The organism is Sphaerisporangium sp. NPDC051017, assembly GCF_040683095.1.
Lineage (GTDB): Bacteria > Actinomycetota > Actinomycetes > Streptosporangiales > Streptosporangiaceae > Sphaerisporangium.
This window is the reverse complement of the sequence record NZ_JBFBCI010000019.1, coordinates 81296-98969: the sequence shown is the minus strand read 5'-3', so window position 1 is coordinate 98969 and position 17674 is coordinate 81296. Positions and strand designations below refer to the sequence as shown.

The window sequence follows — 17674 nt, the reverse complement described above, 5'->3', positions numbered from 1 at the left end:
GCTCAGCCCGCGAGGACCTTCACGACGCCGGTGAGGGCGAGCTGGAACAGCGCCAGCGGCACCAGGCCGACCCAGGCGAGCTTCTGCAGCTGGTCGGCCCGCAGGCGGGGGAAGCTGACGCGGATCCAGATCACCACGAAGGCCAGCGCGAAGATCTTGATCAGCGTCCAGACCGGCCCGGGCAGCAGCGGGCCGTTCCACCCGCCGAGGAACAGGACGGTCGTCAGCGCAGAGAGCACCACGATGCCGACGTACTCCGCGAGCATGAACAACGCAAAGCGGATGCCGGTGTACTCGGTCATCGGCCCCATGATGATCTCGGAGTCGGCGATCGGCATGTCGAACGGCGGCCGGCGCAGCTCGGCGAGGCCCGCGACGAAGAACACCACCGCGCCGACGGCCTGCCACGGCAGCCACCACCACCGCCAGGCCTCCACGATGCCCGGCAGCGACAGCGTTCCCGCCGCCATGGCCACCGACGAGGCGGCCAGCACCAGCGGCAGCTCGTACGACATGAGCTGCGCCGCCGCGCGCATGCCGCCGAGCACGGAGTACTTGTTGGCGGACGACCACCCGGCCATGATCGAGCCGAGCACGCCGACGCCCATGACGGCGAGGACGAAGAACAGGCCGACGTCGAGGTCGGCGCCGAACAGGCCCGGCCCGACCGGTATGACGATCATGACGATCAGGTAGGGCAGCAGCCCGACGGCCGGGGCCAGCGCGAACACGCGGCGGTCGGCCGCCGCCGGGATCACGTCCTCCTTCTGGACGAACTTCACGCCGTCGGCGATGAGCTGCGCCCAGCCGTGGAAGCCGCCCGCGTACATCGGGCCGAGGCGGGACTGCATGTGCGCCATGGCCTTGTGCTCGGTCTGCCCGACGATCAGCGGCAGCGTCAGGAACGCGATCACGATCACGACGAGGCGCAGCGCGACGTCGAGCACCTCAGCCATCGGCGTCCCTCCCTGGCTGGTCGCGGCGTACGGCGCGCGGGCCGCGCGTGGGCGGGGGCGTGGGAGGCGTGGAAGGCGTGGCCGCCTGCGGGCCCCAGGCGGCGGGCACGCCCGGCGGCAGCGTCTTGCGGCGGCTCGGCGAGCCCTGCCCGGACTCGCCGGGCTCCTTGGCGCCGGGCCACGGCTTGGCGACCCGCGAGGCGAGGATGAAGTCCTTGCGCAGGGGGTGGCCCTCGAAGCCCTCGGGCAGCAGCAGCGACTCCAGGCGCGGGTGCCCCTCGAAGATCACGCCGAACATCTCGAACGTCTCGCGCTCGTGCCAGTCGGCGCCCCGGTAGACGCCGGTCGCGCTCGGCAGGACGGGGGCCTCGCGGGGGACGCGGGTGCGCAGCAGCAGGTGGGCGTGCCGGACGGGGTCGAAGACGTGGGCGACCACCTCGAAGGAGCCGGGCGGGTCGTCCACGCCGGTCAGCCAGTCGAAGAACGCGCAGCCGAGGTCGTCGCGGGCGAACGTCAGCAGGTCGAGCCAGTCGCCGGGCGCGACGTCGACGGTGATCTCGCCGAAGGACTCGGAGATCTCGGCGCGGGCGCCGTAGCGCTCCTCGATGGCGGCCCTCACCCGCGCACGTCCTCGGCCTGGGCGGTGTAGCGCTCGCCGAGCGACTCGGCGGCGATCCGCTCCTGGAGCTTCATGATGCCGTACAGCAGGGCCTCGGGCCTCGGCGGGCAGCCGGGCACGTACACGTCGACCGGGATGATCTGGTCCACCCCTTTGGTCACGCAGTAGGAGTCCCAGTACGGGCCGCCGCAGTTGGAGCAGGCGCCGAAGGAGATGACGTACTTGGGGTCGGGCATCTGCTCGTAGAGGCGCTTGACGGCGGGGGCCATCTTGTCGGTGACGGTGCCCGACACGATCATCAGGTCGGCCTGCCGCGGCCCGTTGGCGAAGGGGATCACCCCGAAGCGGATGAAGTCGTGGCGGCTCATCGAGGTCGCGATGAACTCGATGGCGCAGCAGGCCAGCCCGAAGTTGAACACCCACAGCGAGTAACGCCTCCCCCAGTTGAGGATGAAGCGCATGGGCTTGGGCGCGAGCCGGGACACCGGCCCGACCGTCGGCATGGGGAGATCTCGGGCTGCCATGGCAGGCATTCTCCCTTCTTCCGGCCCTTCCGGCTGCTCTGGGCGGGCTCTGGGCGGGCCCTGTGCGGACTCTGTGCGGGCTCTGGGCGGGCGGTCTACGTCCAGGCGAGGACGCGCTTGCGCCAGGCGTACAGGATGCCGAGCGCGATGAACGCCAGGAAGACGAACATCTCGACCAGTGTGGTCATGCCGAAGCCCGGCGCGGCGAAGACCGTCGCCCAGGGGAACAGGAACACCGCGTCGACGGCGAAGACGACGTAGAGATAGGTGAAGACGTAGTAGCGGATCTGCGACTGCGCCCATCCCTCGCCGACCGGGTCGACCCCGCACTCGTAGGTGGTGAGCTTCTCCGGGGTGGGACGGTGGGGCCGGAGCAGCCGGTTGGCGAGCAGCGCGCCGCCGAAGATGGCGAGGCCGATCGCGAACAGCACGGCGACGACCGCGTAGGAACCGAAATATCCGTCCATGCAGCCTCCTGCCTGGCCACCGCGCCGGCACGCGCCGCCCCGGCGTGATCGTTGACCTCGTGCCGTTGTCGACGCGATCCCCGGCCTGAGGGCCCGGGATCAGCCCGTGCCGTCGGCACTTCTGTGGCTTCCCGCTTCACCGACCTGGGCCATCGGAGTGGTCTTACCACGTCTCCACGGGCTTGTGAACCTCGCGGCTCCGTTCCCGCCCGTCCGGCGGCACCCTGACGTCGATCAGCGTACCGGCCGTCGTCGCCATCCGTCACCCTCGGGTTACCCATCGCGGTCAAAGGGCACGCGCTAATCACACCAAATAGCGGCAAATACCCGTATTGCCCGCCTAGTCTGGCAGCCATGTCGCGCTCCCTGCTCGCCGGAGCGACCGCCCTCACCCTGGCCCTTGTCTCCGGTTGCGGCATGTCCCTTTCCCTGCCGTCCAGGGACGGACCCACGACGCTGCCCGCGCAACCCACGACGATCAACTTCGTCGACCCCTCGACGGTCCCTGGGCTCACGATCCGCACGATCTCCGACGACTCGGCGGGGACGAAACGGGCCTTCGCCAGCTACCCCGTGCCCCCCGACGCCCCCGCGCTCGCCGCCAGGCTCCAGAAGCTGACCGACGAGGCCCTGCGCCGGTACGACCGCCGGCCCGCCACCCGCTCCCCCGGCCACGTCACCGCGTCCCCGGGCGCCGCGCCCTCGGAGCTCAACCTCGGCTGGCAGATCACGGCCGCCTCCGACGGCGTGTTCGGCGTGCGCCTGCGCACGGGCGCGCCGGCCGGCGGCGCCTGGCGCAACTCCCTGAACACGGTCTGGTACGACCAGACCACCCGCCGCGTCCACAACTCCTCCGACCTGCTCAAGGACCAGAAGGCCCTGGGAACCCTGGCCGCCCTCGTCAAGAACCGCCTGTGGAAGCTCGGGGCGGGCGTCCGTCCCGACGCGATCGGCCCGGACGGCGCGATGTTCGACTCGATCAACTTCAACCCCCACGGCGATCTCGTGGCCGAGTTCGACGACGACCAGGTCGCGGCGGGGCGCATGGGACGGATCGCGGTCGCCATCCCCATGGACGAGGCCAAGCCGCTCCTGTCCGGCTTCGGCGCCAGGGTCATGCACGCCGTCGACTCCGCCACCCCCGGCACTCTGCCCGACACACCGCCCCCGCAGGCCACGCCCACCCCGGGCCTGCAGAGCCCGGAGGGCGCGAGCGCCGACTGCTCCATCACGCGCTGCGTCGCCCTGACCTTCGACGACGGCCCGGGCGGGGCCACCGAGCAGCTGATGGCGATCCTCGCCGAGTACCGCGCCCGCGCCACCTTCTTCACCGTCGGGCAGAACGCCGAGGCCCGCCCCGACCTGCTGCGCCGCCTGTCCGCCGCCGGCCACCTGGTCGCCGGCCATTCCTGGTCCCACCGTGACCTCGACAGCCTGAACGTCCGCCAGATCTCCGACGAGCTGGGACGCACGCAGATCGCGATCGGCGCCGCCACCGGCCGCACCCCCGGCCTGATGCGCGCGCCGTACGGCCATGTCAACGACAAGGTGATCACCGCCGCGCGGGCGCTCGGGCTCTCGATCGTCGGCTGGAACGTCGACACCGCCGACGCCCGCGACGACGACCCCGCCGCCGTCACCCGGCGCGCCGTGGACGGGGTGCGGCCGGGCGCGATCGTCCTCATGCACGAGTGCGGCAGGGCGACCCTGCGGGCCCTGCCGCGGATCCTGAGCGCCCTGGCGGCCCGGGGGTACGCGTTCGTCACGGTCCCGGAGCTGTACGCGTCATCGGGGATGCCGCCGGGACACATCTACACCGAGGGGGCGAAACCGGCGCGTCTGGACGGCTGAGCCCCTGGTGAACACCACACGTAGTGCCCACGGCCCTGTGACGAAGTCCGCTCCCGCTCCCGCCACGCGGGGCGGGGGTGACGTACGACACTCCGAGCGATCCGGAGCGGGGACATATAGTTAGTCATCGTGACCCGACACGCTCTCTACTCGCGGCTGCACATTGATCTGTGCCGGCTCGCCTCCGGGCTGTGTACCCGAGAGCGGTTTCCGGTCGTGACCATGCTTTCCGGGCTCACATGGCCTCCGGGGCTCTCCGGCTTCCCGGACCCCCCGGCGGTGGTCACCTGCCGCGTACCGACCTGAGCCGCCCCCGGTTCCGTCTACCGCGCGTCACCGGCCCGACCACCGATGACCTGGGCAACTCCGGTCCCGCCGAGAGATCAGCGCCGTCACAGGGACGCAGGTCACGCCCTGTCCGACGCGCATGCGTAAATAAGCCCGCGCAGCCCCAAGGGATCTAGCATGGAAATGTACACGTGCCACGAGCGACGGCGCCCTGACGCGTCGAGGAGGACCGAGCTGTGACAAAGCAGGTTCAGCAACTCGACCGGGTGATCATCCGCTTCGCGGGCGACTCCGGCGATGGCATGCAGCTGACCGGAGACCGCTTCACGGCGGAGACCGCGCAGTTCGGCAACGACCTGTCGACGCTCCCCAACTTCCCGGCCGAGATCCGCGCCCCCGCGGGCACGCTCCCCGGCGTGTCGAGCTTCCAGCTGCACTTCGCCGACCACGACATCCTCACGCCGGGCGACGCCCCGAACGTCCTGGTCGCGATGAACCCGGCGGCGCTGAAGGCCAACCTCGGCGACCTGCCCCGCGGCGCCGACATCATCGTCAACACCGACGAATTCACCAAGCGCAACCTGCAGAAGGTCGGGTACGCCGGCAGCCCCGTCGAGGACGGCTCGCTCGGCGAGTGGCGCGTGCACGCCGTCCCGCTCACGTCGCTGACGGTCAAGGCCCTCGAAGGCTTCGACATCTCGAAGAAGGACGCCGAGCGGGCGAAGAACATGTTCGCGCTCGGCCTGCTGTCCTGGCTCTACCACCGGCCGACCGAGGCGACGATCAAGTTCCTCGAGGGCAAGTTCGCCAAGAAGCCCGACATCGCCAAGGCGAACATCGCGGCCTTCCAGGCGGGGTGGAACTACGGCGAGACCACCGAGTCGTTCTCGGTGTCGTACGAGATCAAGCCCGCCAAGCTGGCCCCGGGGCTCTACCGCAACATCTCGGGCAACCAGGCCCTCGCCTACGGCCTGATCGCCGCGTCCGTGCAGTCGAAGCTGCCGCTGTTCCTCGGGTCCTACCCGATCACCCCGGCGTCCGACATCCTGCACGAGCTGTCCAAGCACAAGCGGTTCGGCATCCGCACCTTCCAGGCCGAGGACGAGATCGCGGGCGTGGGCGCCGCGCTCGGCGCGTCCTTCGGCGGCGCGCTCGGCGTGACCACCACCTCGGGGCCGGGCGTGGCCCTGAAGGCGGAGACGGTCGGCCTCGCGGTCGCCACCGAACTGCCTCTGCTGGTGATCGACGTCCAGCGCGCCGGCCCGTCCACGGGCATGCCGACCAAGACCGAGCAGACCGACCTGCTGATGGCCATGTACGGCCGCAACGGCGAGTCGCCGCTGCCGATCATCGCGCCCTCCACCCCGTCGGACTGCTTCGACGCCGCGCTGGAGGCCGCCCGCATCGCGGTGAAGTACCGCACGCCGGTCATGCTCCTGTCCGACGGCTACCTCGCCAACGGCTCCGAGCCGTGGCGGCTGCCCGAGATCAGCGAGCTGCCCGACATCTCGGTCGAGTTCACCACGACGCCGAACGGCGACGACGGCGAGACCTACCTGCCGTTCCGGCGCGACCCGGAGACGCTGGCCCGGCCGTGGGCCGTCCCGGGCACGCCCGGCCTGGAGCACCGCATCGGCGGCATCGAGAAGGCCGACGGCTCGGGCAACATCTCCTACGACCCGAACAACCACGACCGAATGGTCCGGCTCCGCCAGGCGAAGATCGACGGCATCGCGCAGGACATCCCGCCGCTGGAGGTCGACGACCCCGACGGCGACGCGCGTGTGCTGGTCATCGGCTGGGGATCGACGTACGGCCCCATCGCGGCGGCCGTGCGGCGGGTGCGCAGAACCGGCGCGAAGGTCGCCCAGGCGCACATCCGCCATCTCAACCCTCTTCCGGCCAACACCGGCGAGGTCCTGCGCGCGTACGACAAGGTGCTGCTGCCCGAGATCAACCTCGGCCAGCTCGCGCTGCTGCTGCGTGCGCGGTTCCTGGTCGACATCATCAGTTACAACCGCGTACGCGGTCTTCCCTTCAAGGCCGAGGAGCTGGCCGGAGTGATCCAGGACGTGATCGACAGTGAGTGATATCGCGACCAACGGGCACATCACGGTTCCGAACGGGGGCACCGGGCTCACGCTCATCCCCCGGGCGACCGAGAAGCAGACGATGAAGGACTTCAAGAGCGACCAGGAGGTGCGCTGGTGCCCCGGGTGCGGCGACTACGCCATCCTGGCCGCCGTGCAGAGCTTCCTGCCGGAGCTCGGGCTCAAGCGCGAGAACATCGTGTTCGTCTCGGGCATCGGCTGCTCCTCCCGGTTCCCGTACTACCTGAACACCTACGGCTTCCACTCGATCCACGGCCGGGCCCCGGCGATCGCCACGGGCCTCGCCGCCTCGCGTCCCGACCTGTCGGTGTGGGTGATCACCGGTGACGGCGACGCGCTGTCGATCGGCGGCAACCACCTGATCCACGCGCTGCGCCGCAACGTCAACCTCAACATCCTGCTGTTCAACAACAGGATCTACGGGCTGACGAAGGGCCAGTACTCCCCGACGTCCGAGGTCGGCAAGATCACGAAGTCGACGCCGATGGGCTCGCTGGACAAGCCGTTCAACCCGATCTCGCTGGCCCTCGGCGCCGAGGCGAGCTTCGTGGCCCGCACGCTCGACACCGACCGCAAGCACCTGCAGTCGGTGCTGCGCGAGGCGGCGGCCCACCGGGGCACGAGCCTGGTCGAGATCTACCAGAACTGCAACATCTTCAACGACGGCGCGTTCGACCAGCTCAAGGACCCTGAGGTGCGCGACGACATCACGCTGCGCCTGGAGCACGGGCAGCCGATCGTCTCCGCCTCCAAGGCCGCGCGCCGCGCCCCGGGCGGGGCCATCGAGGTCGTCGACCGCGCCTCGGTGCCCGAGTCGGAGATCCTCGTCCACGACGCGCACGACCCCGACCCGTCGGTGGCCTTCGCGCTGTCCCGGCTGGACGAGCCGGCGTTCGAGCACGTGCCGATCGGCGTCTTCCGATCGGTCGACCGGCCCTCCTACGACTCGCTGATGGCCGGGCAACTGGAGGAGTCCGTCGCCGAGCGCGGCCCCGGCGACCTCGCCGACCTGCTGCGCGGCGGCGACACCTGGGCCGTAAGCTGACCGTTTCCACCTGGACGCCCTCCGCGGATCTTCGCGGGGGGCGTTTCCGTTGGCACGAGCACCCCTGAACAAACATCTGATATGCGTATTTGATACGCTCGGCGCATGCGGCTGACGAAGTTCACCGACCTGGCGTTGCGTGTCACGATGCGGCTGACGGCCGTCGCGGACGAGACCGCGCCGACCTCCAAGGAGGTCGCCGCGTCGGTGGCCGCCCCGTACACCCACGTCGCGAAGGCGGTGAGCCGATTGCAGCACCTCGGCGTGCTGGAGGCCAGGCGCGGGCGCGGCGGCGGGCTGGAGATCACCGCCGCGGGCCGGCAGGCCTCCGTCGGCTGGCTGGTGCGCGAGCTCGAGGGCGCGGGTGACGTGGTCGGCTGCGAGGACTCGCCCCCCTGTCCGCTGCGCGGGGCCTGCCGGTTGCGCGCCGCGCTGCGCGACGCCCAGGAGGCGTTCTACGCGGCCCTCGACCCGCTGACCGTGCGGGACCTCGTCGGCGATCCGGCCCGTCCGGGGCTGGTGCGCCTGTTCGTCTCCTCGTCCACCTGACCCGGCCCGGTCCGTCCGGGGCGCGTCACGACCTTAAATACGAATTCAAGATGCAAATTCAGGAGCCTCATATGCTGTCAGAGAAGTCCGCCACCGTCGTCCGCGCGACCCTGCCGGTGCTGGCCGACACGATCGACCGGATCACCCCGGTCTTCTACGGGAAAATGTTCGCCGCCTCCCCTGGCCTGCTGCGCGACCTGTTCAACCGCGGCAACCAGGCGAACCACACCCAGGCCCGCGCGCTCGGGCGCTCCATCGTGGCCTTCGCCGCCATGCTCACCGGCGGGCTCACCGGCGACCCCGGGCAGGGCCCCGAGGAACTCCTCTCCCGCATCGCCCACAAGCACGTCTCGCTGGGCGTCACCCCGGACCAGTACACCATCGTCCACCGGCACCTGTTCGACGCGATCGCCGAGATGCTCGGCGACGCGGTCACCGGCGAGGTCGCCGCCGCATGGGACGAGGTGTACTGGCTGATGGCCGGCGCCCTGATCGCCCAGGAGTCCGCGCTGTACACCCGGGCGGGGATCACCGGCGGCGAGGTCTGGCGGCCCTGGCGGGTGACCGCCCGGATCGAGGAGACCCCCGATGTCGCGACCTTCACGCTGCGCTCCGCCGGCGACGGCGCCCCGCTTCCGTTCCGGCCCGGCCAGTACGTCTCGGTGCGGGTGGAGCTGCCCGACGGCGCGCGGCAGATCCGGCACTACAGCCTGTCGTGCGCTCCCGGCGGCGACGAGCTGCGGATCTCGGTGAAGCGGGTCGAGGGCACCCCGGACGGCGAGGTGTCGAACCACCTGCACGCCGAGGTCCGCGAGGGCGACGTGCTGGACGTGAGCGTCCCCTGCGGCGAGGTGGTGCTGCACGACGAGGACTCCCCGGTGCTGCTCGCCTCCGCCGGAATCGGCTGCACCCCGATGATCAGCATGCTGGCCCACCTGGCCGCCACGGGCACCACCCGGCCGGTGACGGTCGTCCACGCCGACCGCTCGCAGCGGACCCACCCGCTGCGCGCCGAACTCGGCCTGCTCACCGCGCGGATCCCGCAGGCGGTCACGCACATCTGGTACGAGTACCCCGAGCGCCCGTGGCCGGCCGAGCGGACCGGGCTCGCCGACCTGTCCGGCATCGACCTCCTCGACGGAACCCGCGCCTACCTGTGCGGGCCGGTGCCGTTCATGCGCGCGGCGCGGGAGCAGCTCCTGCGGCGCGGCGTCCCCGGCTCCCGGGTCCACTACGAGGTGTTCGGCCCCGACCTCGGCCTCGGCGACGAGGCGCGCGCCCCCGAGGCCGCACGCCCCCGGACGGCGGCAGGGCGCCACCGGGATGATCGGTGACGCCCTGCCGTGAGCGGTGAAGCGGCCGGATGGATCAGCCCGCGGGCACGACCTTCCCGTCCTCCCAGACGTTGCCGCTCCACTCGTTGCCGGAGCCGTTCTTGTCCCAGTAGGCGACGTGGCCGTTGTAGCCGCCCTTGGGCCAGACGTCCTTGCTGAAGACGTTGTCGATCACCTTGATGTTGGACGAGGTGCCCTTGCTGCCGGCGCCCGCGTAGAGCGAGTAGCCGCCGCCGGCGAGGAAGTTGTGCTCGACCGTCACGTTGCGCACGACGCCGAAGTCCTGGAAGAGGGCGATGGCGCCGGTCTGCTCCAGCGTGTTGATCACCGTGTTGTTGCGGATCACGAGCTTGGTCCCGGACGGCGGGCCCGCGGTGCACATGATCATGTCGGTGTGGTCGCCGGAGAAGTACTTCGGATCGTGCAGGTAGGAGTCCTCGATGAGGCCCTGCTCGGTGAGGATTCCGTTGCTGATGGTGTGGATGTCGACGCGCCGGACCGTCAGGTCGCCGCCCTGGTTGAGGATGGCGAACTGCGTGCGCTGGCTGCCGTTGCCGAAGATCTCGCTGTCCTCGACGGTGAGCCCGCTGTGGCCGTTGCGCTGGATGATCCCCCAGTCGCCGGGCGCGGCGGCCAGGCGGACGTTGCGGATCGTCACGTTGTCGGCCTCGACGTTGATCTCACCGCTGACCTCCAGCCCGTCGATCACCGTGCCGTCCTTGGTGACGGTGATCGACTTGCTCGGCTTGAGGGTGGTCCCGGAGGGCACGCCCGTGGTGGAGGCGCCCGGGAACCCGCCGGTGGGCGGGGGCGTGGGGGTCGACGACCGGGTCGGCGTGGCGCTGGGTTCCTTGGTCGGCTGCCGCGTCGGGTCGGCCGACAGCGACGGCTTGGGCGTCTGCGAGGACCGGCTCGGCGACGGGGTCGGCGTGGCGGTCCTCGTCGGGGACTCGGTCGGCGCGGTCGGCGTGGCGGACTCGGTCGGCGTGGGGCCGGCCTCGCCGCCGCCCGTCTCGGTCGGCGTCGGGCTCACGGTGACCCCGCCGTTCGGCTGCTCCGGCCCGGTGGGCGTGGGGCTCGTCTGGGGCCGGGTGGCGGTCGGCGAGCTCGTGGGGCCGGGCGTGACCGGCGTCTCGTCCGGGGCGAGGGTCGGGCGCTCGCCCGGCCGGTGCTTGCGCCACTCGCGGTGCCGGAAGACCACGTCCACCCAGTAGCTGACCCTCTTCGGGTGCACGCGGAAGGGGTACGACGCGTTGCGGGCGGCCGCGAACACCCCGGCCTGCCCGGTCAGCGGGCCCGCCGTCACCGGGCTGTCGAAGACCCCGGCCGAGGCGACGTACCCGCCGTTGTTGGTGTGGTACGAGACCGTGTACGTGCGGCCGGCGACGACGGGGACGGGCTTGTCGAACATCGCCTGCTGCCAGCCGCTGCGGGTCTCACCCGTGAAGGTGACCTTGGCGAGCAGCTTCTTGTTGGAGTCCCAGAGGCTGCCGCGGTGGGTGCCGCGCTCGGAGGCGGGCTTGTAGAAGCGGATGCCCGCGACCTCGCCGTTGCGGGCGGCCTTGAACCGCGTGCCCAGTTCGAGCGGCGTGTTCTCGGTCTGGTTCTTGCCCTTGACGACCTTCTTGGACTTCCAGAGGCTGGTCTCCAGCGTCACTTCGGTCGACACGGGAACGGTGTTCACGGACGCGGCCGGGGCCTCGTCCTTGTTGATGACGACGACGGTGACGGTCGCGCCGATCACCGCGGCGGCCGCCAGCAACGACACCTTTCCGAGCACGGGGAACCGGGCCCCGCCGGATCGAGGTTCGGCGGACGGGTGCCGGCGCTCCTCGCGCGGCCCGTCCGCATGCCGGGGATTGCTCATTGCCCGAGCCTCCACATCCGGCGCTTTCACGGGCGCCGGGCTCCGATCATGTTTCAGTGCGAGGCCATTGTTGCGGTTGAGAAACGGTGTGACAACCGGAACGCCGTGTTTTACCGGTTAATCCACCTCATTCGGCATGGAAAGCTGGATTCTGGCAACACAATTCGAGGATCGGAGCCGGCCGAATGTGTGGTATGAGCGACCATGCTTGTCAACGTGAACGACGGGCGGGGTCAAGGGGGCGTGAGCGGCCAAGGAGCGATCTTTCCCTGGCCGCCATTGCCGGGTGTCGCGCGGGTGACGAATTGAGGAATTCGCGATAACCGGCGACGCGGTGATTCACCCGGCCTGCCGTCCCCCTCCCCGCAGCCGCGCGTAATACGCCAGGCAGTCGTCGTACACCGGCAGCAGCCCCTTCTCCTGGGCCTCCTCCAGCGTGGGGGCGACGGTGTCCTTCGGGGACAGCAGGGGCTCGATGTCCTCGGGCCAGGCGATGCCGATCCGCGGGTCGAGCGGGTGCACGCCGTGTTCCCGGGACGGGGTGTAGGGCTCGGAGCAGACGTAGACGACGCTCACCTGCTCGGTGAGCGCCATGAAGGCGTGCCCCAGCCCTTCGCTGACGTACACACCCTCGCGCGCGCGGTCGTCGAGCACGACGGACTGCCACTGCCCGAAGGTCGGGGACCCGACGCGGATGTCGACGACCACGTCCAGCACCGCGCCGGAGACGCAGGTGACGAACTTGGCCTGGCCGGGCGGCACCTCGGCGAAGTGCACGCCGCGGATGACGCCGCGCTTGGAGATGGACAGGTTGGCCTGGGCGAGGTTCAGATCGTGCCCGACGGTCTCGCGCAGCACGTCCGCGCGGAACCACTCCAGGAACGTTCCTCTGTCGTCTCCGTGGAGGGCGGGGGTGTGGAGATAGGCGCCGCTGATGGTGAGTTCCTTCACGTGGCCAAGACTGACATCTCCGATCTCAGTGCGCTATCGAATGACTCGGGCGTGCGACAGTGATGTAGCCCCTTCTGAGATAGTTGGGCGGTCCGACTTGGAACGTGCCGACGCCGCTCCCGGCGACCCCGGCCGCCTCCGCGACGACCACGCTCTCCCGTCCCCCACTTCGACGCCCACGCTCGAACTCGCCGCATAGGAGAGACCATGAGCCGGCTGAACGCTCTTCGGAGCCGCTTCGTCGACGCCCCCGATTCGCTCGGCGCCAAGGCGCGCACCCGCCGCTGGCACTGGTTCGCCGAGAACTTCCCTGATCTGTCCTCCATGTCGGTGATCGACCTCGGCGGCACGGCCGGGGCCTGGATGCGTGCCCCCGTGCGCCCGGCGCACGTGCACGTCGTCAACCTGGAGAAGCCACCGACGGACCTGCCCGCGTGGCTGCGGGCCGACGTCGCCGACGCCTGCGAACTGCCCCGCGACATCCTCCACACCAAGTACGACCTGGTGTTCTCGAACGCCGTCATCGAGCACGTCGGGGGGCACCTGCGCCGCCAGATGTTCGCCGACTCGGTGCACCGCCTGGCCGGCCTGCACTGGGTGCAGACGCCGTACCGCTACTTCCCCGTCGAGCCGCACTTCCTGTTCCCCGGCTTCCAGTACATGCCGCTCGCGATGCGCACGGCGCTGCTGCGCCGCTGGCCGCTCGTGCACACCCCGACCTCCGACCGCGTGGCCGCGCGCAACATCGTCATGGAGGTCGAACTGCTCAGCATCACCGAGATGCGGCACTACTTCCCGTCCTCGGTCATCCGATACGAGCGCCTCGGCGGCCTCGTGAAGTCGGTCATCGCGATGAAGACGCGCTGACCGCCGAGGTGCTCGGGGGGTACTCACGTGACTCTTGGGACAGATGTTGGCAGACCACGTAAACCGAGCTCACCGTCCAGACGTCGATTCGTCGGGACCACGCTCCGATGCGTGAGCACCACCGGGGATCATCACCCAGATCACGTGGGAGCTTCATTGAAATCGCGCCATGCCGCGCGCCGGTACAGAGCGGCCATCTCAGCAGCAGTGCTGACCGTGGCCGCGCTGTTGACGGCACCCGCATCGCCCGCACAGGCCATGGGCCCGTGCGACGCGGGTGGGAACAAGATCACTTGTGAGAACGACAACGTGGGGGCCGACCGGTCCGAGTGGGACACCGACCCACGCGGCACGGTCGAGGGTTACGGCGACCAGATGAGCGTCGACCTCGGCCAGACGGTCAACTTCAAGGTGCGGTCCGCGGCTCTCCAGCTGCAGATCAACATCTACCGGATGGGCTACTACCAGGGTAAGGGCGCCCGCCTCATCACCTCGGTGCCCGCCAACACGCTCGTCTCCCGCAACCAGCCGAACTGCCCGGAGAACACCACCACCGGCGAGGTCTCCTGCAACTGGGGGAACGTCGCGAGCTGGACCGTTCCGGCCACGGCGGTCTCGGGCATCTACTTCGCCCACGTGACCCGCACCGACACCGGCGACGACACCCACATCGTCTTCGTCGTGCGCGACGACGCGAGCACCGCGGACGTCCTCTTCCGCACCTCTGACAGCACCTGGCAGGCCTACAACTCCTGGGGCGACATCCCCCAGACCCAGGACAACCCCAACAGGGTCCTGAACAGCCTGTACCGCGGCGACAGCGTCGTGGCGCCGGGCCGCGCGGTCAAGGTCAGCTACAACCGGCCGTTCAACACCCGCGAGTCCACTCCCTGGGGCCGCGACTTCGTGTTCGCCAACGAGTACCCGATGGTCCGCTGGCTTGAGTCCAACGGATACAACGTGTCGTACCAGTCGTCGCTGGACGCGGGGCGGGCGCCGCAGACGCTGCTGACCCACAAGTCGGTGCTGTCGGTCGGCCACGACGAGTACTGGTCGGGCGAGGAGCGCGCCGCGTTCGAGAACGCCCGCGACAACGGCGTGAACCTGGCCTTCTTCAGCGGCAACGAGGTCTACTGGAAGACCCGCTGGGAGAACGACCACCGCACGCTGGTCTCCTACAAGGAGACGCACGCGAACGCCAAGATCGACCCGACCCCGAACGTGTGGACGGGCACCTGGCGCGACCCGCGGTTCAGCCCGCCGGCCGACGGCGGCAAGCCGGAGAACGCCCTCACCGGCACCCTGTTCACGGTCAACTGCACCTCCTCCAACGACGGCTGCGCGGCGATCCCGCTGACCGTCCCCGCCGCCGACGGCAAGATGCGCTTCTGGCGCGGCACGTCCGTGGCCAACCAGATCTCCGGGTCGCAGAGCGTCCCGGGCGTCGTCGGCTACGAGTGGGACGAGGACATCGACAACGGATTCCGGCCGAAGGGCCTGGTGCCGCTGTCCAGCACGACCGCGACGGCCGAGCAGGTGCTGGCCGACTACGGCACCAACGTCGCCCAGAAGAGCGCCACCCACCGCATGACGTTCTACCGCGCGCCGAGCGGCGCGCTCGTCTTCAGCGCCGGAACGGTGCAGTGGACCTGGGGGCTCGACAACGAGCACGACAGCTACACCGACACCGGCTTCGCCGACACGCGGATCAAGCAGGCCACGGTCAACGTGCTCGCCGACATGGGCGTGCAGCCGAAGTCCCTGGTCGCCGGGCTCAGCCTGGCGAGCGCCTCGACCGACACCACCGCGCCCACCGCGGTGATCACGGCGCCCGCGGTGAACGCGCACATCATCCACGGCTCGTCCGTCACCATCAGCGGCACCGCCGCCGACGTCGGCGGCCAGGTCGGCGCGGTGGAGGTCTCCACCGACGGCGGCGCCACGTGGCACCCGGCCACCGGCCGCGGCTCGTGGACGTACTCCTGGAAGGCCTCGGGCGCCGGGACGGTGGCCCTGAAGGTGCGCGCGAGCGACGACAGCGGCAACGTCGGCGCCGAGGTGGCGCGGAACGTCACCCTCGACTGCCCGTGCAGCCTGTTCGGCTCGTCGACCGTTCCGAAGAACCCGGCGGACAGCGACACCGGCCCGATCGAGCTCGGCGTCCGGTTCAGCTCGTCGGCCAACGGCTACGTGACCGCGATCAAGTTCTACAAGGGCTCGGGGAACACCGGCTCCCACATCGGGACCCTGTGGTCGAACACCGGCGAGCAGATCGCCACCGGCACCTTCTCGAACGAGACCGCCACCGGCTGGCAGAAGCTGACCCTCAACTCGCCGGTCTACATCACCGCGGGCACGCAGTACGTCGCCTCGTACTACTCGCCGAACGGGCACTACGCGGCCGACGCGGACTACTTCCGCTACCAGCCCTTGGTCAACGCTCCGCTCACCGCGCCGGCGACGACCGAGGAGGCTCCCAACGGCGTCTACCGGTCCGGGCAGGGCTTCCCGACGCAGACGTTCAACGGCGGCAACTACTACGTCGACATCGAGTTCACGATCAACGACCTGTACCCGCCGGCGGCGATCTCGATCACGCCGACCCCCGGCTCGTCCAGCGTGCCGACGACCGTGCAGCCGAAGATCATCTTCGGTGAGCCGATCCAGGCCGACAGCGCGACGTTCACGCTGAAGGACGCGACGAACGCGGACGTGGCGGGCACCGTCTCGCTGGACGCCACGCGCGAGTCGCTGACCTTCGTCCCGGCCGCGCCGCTGGCGCCGAACGAGAAGTTCACCGTCTCGGTCAGCGGGGCCAAGGACGACGGCGGCAACACGATGGTGAACCCGATCGACTTCTCGTTCACCACCGCCAAGCCGTGGACGGCGGGCGTCTGCCCGTGCACGACCTGGCCCGAGACGACGGTCCCGGCCGAGCTCAGCGTCAACGACAACGGCTCCGTCGAGCTCGGCGTGAAGTTCCAGACCACGACGGACGGCTTCATCGAGGGCGTCCGCTTCTACAAGGGCCTCGGCAACACCGGGACGCACACCGGCACGCTGTGGAACGCCGCGGGTCAGGAACTGGCCACGGCGACCTTCACCGACGAGTCGACGCAGGGCTGGCAGGATGTCCGCTTCAACACCCCGGTGCCGGTGACCAAGGACACGACCTACGTCGCGTCCTACCACGCTCCGAGCGGCCGCTACTCCGCGACGGGAGGCGGCCTGTCCTCGCAGGTCAACGCGACCCCGCTGCGGATACTCGCCAGCTCGGGCAGCGGCGGTAACGGCGTCTACAGGTACGGGAGCCGGGCGTTCCCGACCGAGTCGTGGGGCGCGACCAACTACTGGGTCGACGTGATCTTCACCAAGCTCGCCGACACCGCCGCGCCGTACGTCACGGCCAAGTCGCCTGAAGACGGCGGCACGGGCGTGGCGACCGGCACCGCGGTGACGGCGACGTTCAGCGAGCCGATCGTGGAGAACAGCGCCACGATCACGGTCAAGAACGCCGCCGACCAGACGGTCGCGGGCACCACCGCGCTCAACGAGGCCCGCACGATGGTCACGTTCACCCCGAACGCCGCGCTGGCGCAGGGCACGACCTACACCGTGACGGTCAGCGGCGCCAAGGACGAGTCCGACAACGCCATGACCGCCGTGTCGTGGTCGTTCACGACCGGCGGCGCGACGAGCTGCCCGTGCTCCATCTGGCCCAGCAACGCCGTCCCTGCCCACCCCGATGTCAACGACACCGAGGCGGTCGAGCTCGGCGTGAAGTTCACGGCCGAGATGGACGGCCAGATCACCGGCGTCCGCTTCTACAAGGGCGCGGGCAACACCGGGACCCACCTCGGCCACCTGTGGAGCGCCACCGGCACCATGCTGGCGTCGGGCACCTTCACCAACGAGACGGCCACCGGCTGGCAGACGCTGATCTTCGATACGCCCGTGAACGTCGTCGCCGGCCAGGTGTACGTGGCCTCCTACCTCGCGCCCAACGGGCACTACGCGGGCGACGGCGGCTACTTCAACGCCGGGCCTGTTGACAACTCGCCGCTGCACGCCATGGCCAATGGCGGGCCGGCCGGCACAAACGGCGTCTACCGGTACGGATCGGACCCGGGTTTCCCGGCCTCCAGTTACAACGGCGCTAACTACTGGGTGGACGTGCTGTTCACCCCGTCGAGCTAATCACGTCATCCGCGTGCGGTTCGCTCGTCCTTGGCGGGCGGGCCGCAC

General features: G+C 70.1%; 14 protein-coding genes. 8 read left to right on the top strand and 6 right to left on the bottom strand.

Features of this window, described 5'->3' with window-relative positions; all coding sequences use genetic code 11:
• Positions 1 to 2: 2 nt before the first annotated feature.
• The 4 genes from nuoH to ndhC all read right to left on the bottom strand — a co-directional run bounded on the left by nuoH (position 3) and on the right by ndhC (position 2566).
• Positions 3 to 956, bottom strand: coding sequence for an NADH-quinone oxidoreductase subunit NuoH (gene nuoH / locus AB0M95_RS17875; RefSeq protein ID WP_363765407.1), 954 nt, complete (start codon positions 954 to 956; stop codon positions 3 to 5).
• Positions 949 to 1575 carry an NADH-quinone oxidoreductase subunit C gene (locus AB0M95_RS17870; RefSeq protein ID WP_363765404.1) on the bottom strand — a complete coding sequence of 209 codons (627 nt, stop codon included), beginning with the start codon at positions 1573 to 1575 and terminating at the stop codon, positions 949 to 951. Before AB0M95_RS17870 ends, nuoH begins: the two co-directional genes overlap by 8 nt.
• Positions 1572 to 2036, bottom strand: a complete 465-nt coding sequence (locus AB0M95_RS17865) for an NADH-quinone oxidoreductase subunit B family protein (protein WP_363765463.1) — start codon at positions 2034 to 2036, stop codon at positions 1572 to 1574. The genes AB0M95_RS17870 and AB0M95_RS17865 overlap by 4 nt, the downstream gene beginning before the upstream one ends.
• Positions 2037 to 2194: 158 nt before the next feature.
• Positions 2195 to 2566 (bottom strand): NADH-quinone oxidoreductase subunit A, encoded by a 372-nt coding sequence (ndhC, locus tag AB0M95_RS17860; RefSeq protein WP_358516926.1) that lies wholly within the window; start codon positions 2564 to 2566, stop codon positions 2195 to 2197.
• 354 nt (positions 2567 to 2920) lie between these two features.
• Between ndhC and AB0M95_RS17855 the strand changes: the two genes are divergently transcribed.
• The 6 genes from AB0M95_RS17855 to AB0M95_RS17830 all read left to right on the top strand — a co-directional run bounded on the left by AB0M95_RS17855 (position 2921) and on the right by AB0M95_RS17830 (position 9744).
• On the top strand, positions 2921 to 4417 hold the full coding sequence (locus AB0M95_RS17855; protein ID WP_363765401.1) for a polysaccharide deacetylase family protein: 1497 nt from the start codon (positions 2921 to 2923) through the stop codon (positions 4415 to 4417).
• 129 nt (positions 4418 to 4546) lie between these two features.
• Positions 4547 to 4723 carry a putative leader peptide gene (locus tag AB0M95_RS17850; RefSeq protein WP_358516930.1) on the top strand — a complete coding sequence of 59 codons (177 nt, stop codon included), beginning with the start codon at positions 4547 to 4549 and terminating at the stop codon, positions 4721 to 4723.
• Positions 4724 to 4941: 218 nt separating this feature from the next.
• A complete protein-coding gene (locus AB0M95_RS17845) occupies positions 4942 to 6795 on the top strand; it encodes a 2-oxoacid:acceptor oxidoreductase subunit alpha (protein WP_363765398.1) in 1854 nt (617 codons plus the stop codon).
• Positions 6788 to 7861, top strand: coding sequence for a 2-oxoacid:ferredoxin oxidoreductase subunit beta (locus AB0M95_RS17840; protein WP_363765395.1), 1074 nt, complete (start codon positions 6788 to 6790; stop codon positions 7859 to 7861). The genes AB0M95_RS17845 and AB0M95_RS17840 overlap by 8 nt, the downstream gene beginning before the upstream one ends.
• A 105-nt stretch (positions 7862 to 7966) precedes the next feature.
• The gene (locus tag AB0M95_RS17835; protein WP_363765392.1) at positions 7967 to 8410 is read left to right on the top strand and encodes an Rrf2 family transcriptional regulator; all 444 of its coding nucleotides are present in this window, start codon (positions 7967 to 7969) and stop codon (positions 8408 to 8410) included.
• 71 nt (positions 8411 to 8481) lie between these two features.
• Entirely contained in the window at positions 8482 to 9744 is a 1263-nt protein-coding gene (locus AB0M95_RS17830; protein ID WP_363765389.1) for a globin domain-containing protein, read from the top strand.
• 34 nt (positions 9745 to 9778) lie between these two features.
• On the opposite strand, the gene AB0M95_RS17825 is transcribed toward AB0M95_RS17830, so the two are convergent.
• Both AB0M95_RS17825 and rfbC read right to left on the bottom strand, forming a co-directional pair.
• Positions 9779 to 11611: a DUF4082 domain-containing protein gene (locus tag AB0M95_RS17825; protein ID WP_363765386.1), complete on the bottom strand. Its 1833-nt coding sequence runs from the start codon at positions 11609 to 11611 to the stop codon at positions 9779 to 9781.
• Between the two features lie 339 nt (positions 11612 to 11950).
• Complete coding sequence (gene rfbC, locus AB0M95_RS17820; protein ID WP_363765383.1) at positions 11951 to 12562, bottom strand: dTDP-4-dehydrorhamnose 3,5-epimerase; 612 nt, start codon at positions 12560 to 12562, stop codon at positions 11951 to 11953.
• 207 nt (positions 12563 to 12769) lie between these two features.
• Here rfbC and AB0M95_RS17815 point away from each other — a divergent pair, with 207 nt between their 5' ends.
• Positions 12770 to 13429 carry a hypothetical protein gene (locus AB0M95_RS17815; protein ID WP_358516941.1) on the top strand — a complete coding sequence of 220 codons (660 nt, stop codon included), beginning with the start codon at positions 12770 to 12772 and terminating at the stop codon, positions 13427 to 13429.
• 156 nt (positions 13430 to 13585) lie between these two features.
• A complete protein-coding gene (locus tag AB0M95_RS17810; RefSeq protein ID WP_363765380.1) occupies positions 13586 to 17626 on the top strand; it encodes a DUF4082 domain-containing protein in 4041 nt (1346 codons plus the stop codon).
• Positions 17627 to 17674: the final 48 nt, after the last annotated feature.

Bases quoted from the DNA above. Each gene is read 5' to 3' on its own strand.
- AB0M95_RS17855 (WP_363765401.1), top strand. From the start codon at position 2,921: ATGTCGCGCTCCCTGCTCGCCGGAGCGACCGCCCTCACCCTGGCCCTT.
- AB0M95_RS17865 (WP_363765463.1), bottom strand. From the start codon at position 2,036: ATGCGCTTCATCCTCAACTGGGGGAGGCGTTACTCGCTGTGGGTGTTC.
- nuoH (WP_363765407.1), bottom strand. From the start codon at position 956: ATGGCTGAGGTGCTCGACGTCGCGCTGCGCCTCGTCGTGATCGTGATC.
- ndhC (WP_358516926.1), bottom strand. From the start codon at position 2,566: ATGGACGGATATTTCGGTTCCTACGCGGTCGTCGCCGTGCTGTTCGCG.
- AB0M95_RS17830 (WP_363765389.1), top strand. From the start codon at position 8,482: ATGCTGTCAGAGAAGTCCGCCACCGTCGTCCGCGCGACCCTGCCGGTG.
- AB0M95_RS17815 (WP_358516941.1), top strand. From the start codon at position 12,770: ATGAGCCGGCTGAACGCTCTTCGGAGCCGCTTCGTCGACGCCCCCGAT.
- AB0M95_RS17835 (WP_363765392.1), top strand. From the start codon at position 7,967: ATGCGGCTGACGAAGTTCACCGACCTGGCGTTGCGTGTCACGATGCGG.
- AB0M95_RS17825 (WP_363765386.1), bottom strand. From the start codon at position 11,611: ATGAGCAATCCCCGGCATGCGGACGGGCCGCGCGAGGAGCGCCGGCAC.